Origin of the sequence: Saccharopolyspora sp. NPDC002686, assembly GCF_040295745.1 — a bacterium.
Lineage (GTDB): Bacteria > Actinomycetota > Actinomycetes > Mycobacteriales > Pseudonocardiaceae > Saccharopolyspora > Saccharopolyspora oryzae.
Genome location: NZ_JBEOVY010000435.1, coordinates 1 through 5,698 on the forward strand (window position 1 = coordinate 1; position 5,698 = coordinate 5,698).

A 5,698-nucleotide genomic window follows, 5' to 3' on the forward strand; every position below is an offset into this window, starting at 1 on the left:
CGGTCTGCTTACCGGCTCTTCGACACGGCTGTCCTCGCTATTCACCGACGCGGGGAGGAGGGAGGAGCACATCCCGGTTCCGCCGCTTGGATTCGGTTCTGAGCGGCGGAACCGGGATCGGGTCAGGCGCGTTCGAGGCGGATGATGACTGCCTTCGACACCGGGGTGTTGGACTTCTCCGCCACCGAGTTCAGCGGGACCAGGGGGTTGGCCTCCGGGTAGTAGGCCGCTGCGCAGCCCCGGGCCGTCGGGTAGGCGACGATGCGGAAGCGGTCCGCTCGGCGCGCCTCCAGGCCTTCCTCACCCTGCCACTCGGAGATCACGTCGACCAGATCTCCTGCTGCGAAGCCGAGTTCCGCGATGTCGTCCGGGTGGACCAGGACCACTCGGCGGCCGTCCTCGACTCCTCGGTAGCGGTCGGACAGGCCGTAGATCGTGGTGTTGTACTGGTCGTGGCTGCGCAGGGTTTGCAGCAGCAGGCGTCCGGGCGGGACCTCGATGGGTTCCGGGACGTTCACCGAGAAGTTCGCCTTGCCCGTCGCGGTGGGGAAGGTGCGGCTGTCGCGCGGCGGGTGCGGCAGCACGAAGCCGTCCGGTTCGCGGACCTTGCGGTTGTAGTCGGTGCAGCCCGGCACCACGTTCGCGATGTGGTCGCGGATCACGTCGTAGTCGCGCTCGAAGGACTCCCACCGCACCGGGTGCTCTGGGCCGAGCAGTTCGCGGGCCAGCCGGCAGATGATCGCCACCTCGGAGATCAGCTGGTCCGAGGCCGGGGCGAGCCGACCGCGCGAGCGGTGCACCACCGACATCGAGTCCTCGACGGTCACGAACTGCTCGCCGCCGGCCTGCACGTCGCGCTCGGTGCGGCCGAGCGTCGGCAGGATCAGCGCCGTGCGGCCCGGCGTCACGTGCGAGCGGTTGAGCTTGGTCGACACCTGCACCGTCAGGTCGCAGTCGCGCAGGGCCCGGATCGTGGCGTCGGTGTCCGGCGTCGCCGAGACGAAGTTGCCGCCCATCCCGATGAAGGCCTTGACCCGCCCGGACCGCATGGCGCGGATGGTGTCCACCGTGTCCAGACCGTGCTGCCGCGGTACCGGCACGCCGAACTCGGACTCCAGCGCGGCCAGGAACTTCTCCGGCATCTTCTCCCAGATGCCCATCGTGCGGTCGCCTTGCACGTTGGAGTGGCCGCGCACCGGGCACACGCCGGCGCCGGGCTTGCCGATCATCCCGCGCAGCAGCAGGAGGTTGACGATCTCGCGGATCGTCGCCACGCCCTGCTTGTGCTGGGTCAGGCCCATCGCCCAGCAGGCCACGGTGCGCTGCGAGCGGATCACCATCTCGGCGATCCGCTCGATCTGCTCCCGCTCCAGCCCGGTGGCCAGCGCGGTGGCATCCCAGTCGACCTCGGTGGCCTGCTCGGCGAACTCGTCGAAGCCGTGCGTCCAGCCGTCGACGAAGTCCCGGTCCACCGCGCCCGCCTTGAGCACCAGCGCGTTGAGCGCCTTGAACAGCGCCAGGTCGCCGCCGAGGCGGATCTGCGCGAACTCGTCGGCCAGCCGGGTGCCGTCACCGACCACGCCGCGCGCGTTCTGCGGGTTCTTGAACCGCATCAGCCCGGTCTCCGGCAGCGGGTTGACCGCGATGATCCGCCCGCCGCGCTTCTTGACCTTCTCCAGCGACGACAGCATCCGCGGGTGGTTGGTGCCCGGGTTCTGGCCCACCACCAGCACCAGATCGGCGTGCTCCACATCGGACAGCGACACCGAGCCCTTGCCGATGCCGATGGTCTCGGTCAGCGCCGACCCGGACGACTCGTGGCACATGTTCGAGCAGTCCGGCAGGTTGTTCGTGCCGAAGCTGCGCACCAGCAGCTGGTAGAGGAACGCGGCCTCGTTGCTGGTGCGGCCCGAGGTGTAGAACGCCGCCTCGTCCGGCGAGTCGAGCTCGCGCAGGCCGTCGGCGATCACCCGGAACGCCTCGGACCACTCGATCGGGCGGTAATGGGTGTCGCCGTCGCGCAGGATCATCGGGTGCGTGAGCCGCCCCTGCTGGCCCAGCCAGTAGTCGGTGCGCTCGGTCAGCTCGGCCACCGAGTGGCGGGCGAAGAACTCCGGTCCGACGCGCCGCGTGGTGGCCTCCTCGGCGACCGCCTTCGCGCCGTTCTCGCAGAACTCGGCGATCTTGCGCTTGTCGCCCTCCTCTGCGCGCGGATCCGGCCACGCGCAACCCGGGCAGTCGAAGCCGTCCCGCTGGTTGAGCAGCGGCAACGTGCGCGCCGTGCGGGCCACGCCCATCTGCTCGACGCTGCGCTGCAGCGAGACCAGCACTCCCTTGACCCCGGCCGCGGCGTGGCCGGGCTCGCCGACCCGGAGGCCGTTCTCGTCGATGTCCTGCTCAGGGGCTCCACGCGACATGCGCCTAGCCTGCGATACCGCGCGCGGCGAGGCAACGACCAGGGGTGTCGAGCTTCACCGCGGAGCCCGTCGCGGCCCGGGCGATGCCCGGGAAAACCGCTGAACAGGGCCTCGTAGAATCCACCCCGTGACACAGACCCATGCCGCTCAGCAACGTGAACTTCCGTCGTCCTGGAATCCAGCCGACGTAGAGGCCGAGCTGTACCAGCGCTGGGTAGACGCCGAGTACTTCACCGCCGACGCGAACAGCGACAAGCCGCCGTTCTCCATCGTCATCCCGCCGCCGAACGTCACCGGCAGCCTGCACATCGGGCACGCCTACGAGCACACCCAGATGGACATCCTCACCCGGCGCCGCCGGATGCAGGGCTACGAAGCGCTGTGGCTGCCGGGCATGGACCACGCCAGCATCGCGGTCCAGGCGCTGGTCGAGCGGCAGCTCCGCGACGAGGGCATCGACCACCGCGACCTCGGCCGGGAGGGCTTCCTGGACCGGGTGTGGCAGTGGAAGGAGAAGCACGGCGGCGCGATCCTGGACCAGATGAAGCGCCTCGGCGACAGCGTCGACTGGACGCGCGAGCGCTTCACCATGGACGAGGGCCTGTCCCGCGCGGTGCAGACGATCTTCAAGAAGCTCTACGACGACGGTCTGATCTACCGGGCCGAGCGCCTGGTGAACTGGTCGCCGGAGATGCGCTCGGCGATCAGCGACATCGAGGTGGAGCACAAGGAGATCGACGGCGAGCTCGTCTCCATGCGCTACGGCGACGGGGACAGCTCGGTCGTGGTGGCCACCACCCGGATCGAGACGATGCTCGGCGACACCGCCATCGCAGTGCACCCGGACGACGAGCGCTACCGGCACCTGGTCGGCACCGAGGTCGAGCTGCCGCTGACCGGCCGCAAGATCCCGGTCGTGACGGACGAGCACGTCGACCCGGAGTTCGGCACCGGCGCGGTCAAGGTGACCCCGGCGCACGACCCGAACGACTTCGAGATCGGCAAGCGGCACGACCTGCCGATGCTGACGATCATGGACGAGCAGGGCCGCATCGCCCACACCGGCACGCAGTTCGACGGCATGGACCGCTTCGAAGCGCGGGTCGCCGTCCGCGAGGCCCTGCGCGAGCAGGACCGGATCGTCGAGGAGAAGCGCCCGTACCGGCACAGCGTCGGGCACAGCTCCCGGTCGAAGGAGCCGATCGAGCCGCGCCTGTCGCTGCAGTGGTTCGTCAAGGTCGGTCCGCTGGCCAAGGCGGCCGGTGACGCGGTCCGCGACGGCCAGGTGGCCATCCACCCGCCGGAGATGTCGAAGCGCTACTTCGACTGGGTCGACAACCTGCACGACTGGGCCATCTCGCGGCAGCTGTGGTGGGGCCACCGGATCCCGATCTGGTACGGCCCGAACGGCGAGGTCGTGTGCGTCGGGCCGGACGAGGAACCGCCGTCGGGCGAGGGCTGGCACCAGGACGAGGACGTGCTGGACACCTGGTTCTCCTCGGGCCTGTGGCCGTTCTCCACGATGGGCTGGCCGGACGACACCGCGGACCTGCGCAAGTTCTACCCGACCAGCGTGCTGGTCACCGGCTACGACATCCTCTTCTTCTGGGTCGCCCGGATGATGATGATGGGCCTGTACGCGATGGACGGCGTCGCGCCGTTCAAGACGATCGCGCTGCACGGCATGGTCCGCGACGCGCACGGCAAGAAGATGTCCAAGTCGGCGGGCAACACGGTGGACCCGCTGGAGTGGATGGACACCTACGGCACCGACGCGTTGCGCTTCACGCTGGCCCGCGGCGCCAACCCGGGCACCGACTCGCCGATCAGCGAGGAGTGGGTGGCGGCGTCGCGCAGCTTCTGCACGAAGCTGTTCAACGCCACCAAGTTCGCCATGATGAACGGTGCCAAGGTGCCGGAGCGGTTGGCCGACCGCGACGAGCTCACCGACGCCGACCGGTGGATCCTGGACCGCGCCGACCAGCTGGTGTCCGATGTGGACGCGCTGCTGGAGGACTTCCAGTTCGCCAAGGCCACCGAGGCGCTCTACCACTTCACCTGGGACGAGTTCTGCGACTGGTACCTGGAGCTGTCCAAGGTCCAGCTGGACGCCGGCGGCGACCGGGCGGAGCGGACCCGCGAGGTGCTCGGCCACGTCCTCGACGTGCTGCTGCGCCTGCTGCACCCGACGATCCCGTTCATCACCGAGACGCTGTGGACCGCGCTGACCGGCCGCGAGTCGGTGGTCATCGCGGAGTGGCCGCAGGCCGGCGGCGCGGCGGCCGACGAGGCGGCCGCGCAGCGGATCACCGCGGTGCAGAAGCTGATCACCGAGATCCGGCGCTTCCGGTCCGACCAGGGCCTCAAGCCGGGGCAGCGGGTGGCGGCCAAGCTCGGCGGCGTCGACGAGCTCGGCCTGTCCGACCACGTGCCCGCGGTGCGGTCGCTGGCCCGGATCACCGAGCCGGCCGACGGCTTCACCTCCTCGGCGTCCATCGAGGTCGGCCTGGCCGGCGGCAACGTGGCGGTGGAGCTGGACCTGTCCGGTGCGGTGGACATCGCCGCCGAGCGCAAGCGCCTGGAGAAGGACCTGGCGGCGGCCGAGAAGGAGCTGACCGGGACGGACAAGAAGCTGAACAACCCGGCGTTCCTGGACAAGGCCCCGGCCGAGGTGGTCGACAAGATCAAGGCCCGCCGCGAGACGGCGCAGATCGAGATCGACCGCATCAAGGGCCGCCTGGAGGCCCTCCCGCAGGCCTGATCGAGCGTTGTCCGAAGGGCGCCTCCGCGTGGTCGGAGGCGCCCTTCGCTTCGTCACGGGTTGGTGCCGGCGGCGACGAAGATCGGGATGGCGCAGCTGAGCCGGTCGGTCTCGGCTCGGCGGCACTGCTCGGCGGTCCACGCCTGCGCCTGGGCGTCGGTGAGCGCGCCGACCTCGCGGGCGGTTTCGGCCAGTCCGATCAGCAGCGGCAGGACGACGTCGTCGGTGAGCACGCCGATGTGGGCCTCGACGGTGACATCGCGAAAACCGCTGTCCAGCAACAGGTTCCGGTACTGCCGTGCGACGCGCGGGCTGGGGAGGGTGCTCGACCGGGCCTGCACCGCCGCGCGGGTGGCCGCGATGTCGTCGGAGTCGATCAGGATGCCGTCCCAGTCCTGGCCGAGCAGCACGATGCGCCCGCCCGGCGCCAGCACGCGCCTGGCCTCGGCCAGCGCCGCCACCGGGTCGGCGAGCGCGTGGAAGACCTTCTCCGCGCGGTAGCCCGCCAGCTCGCCGTCGG

Annotated in this window: 3 protein-coding genes; 1 reads left to right on the top strand and 2 read right to left on the bottom strand. The window is 70.2% G+C overall.

Annotation, left to right across the window (positions count from 1 at the left end; all coding sequences use genetic code 11):
* Positions 1-122 precede the first annotated feature (122 nt).
* A complete protein-coding gene (locus ABTZ89_RS34760) occupies positions 123-2,417 on the bottom strand; it encodes an FdhF/YdeP family oxidoreductase (RefSeq protein ID WP_351052885.1) in 2,295 nt (764 codons plus the stop codon).
* Positions 2,418-2,544: 127 nt separating this feature from the next.
* On the opposite strand from ABTZ89_RS34760, the gene ABTZ89_RS34765 reads away from it, so the two are divergent.
* Entirely contained in the window at positions 2,545-5,178 is a 2,634-nt protein-coding gene (locus tag ABTZ89_RS34765) for a valine--tRNA ligase (RefSeq protein ID WP_351052888.1), read from the top strand.
* 53 nt (positions 5,179-5,231) lie between these two features.
* Here ABTZ89_RS34765 and ABTZ89_RS34770 read toward each other — a convergent pair.
* The coding region (locus ABTZ89_RS34770) for a methyltransferase domain-containing protein (RefSeq protein WP_351052891.1) at positions 5,232-5,698 on the bottom strand (467 nt) is incomplete at its 5' end.

What these genes read in the sequence shown, in the direction of transcription:
- ABTZ89_RS34760 (WP_351052885.1), bottom strand. Translation starts at nt 2,417, where the DNA reads ATGTCGCGTGGAGCCCCTGAGCAGGACATCGACGAGAACGGCCTCCGG.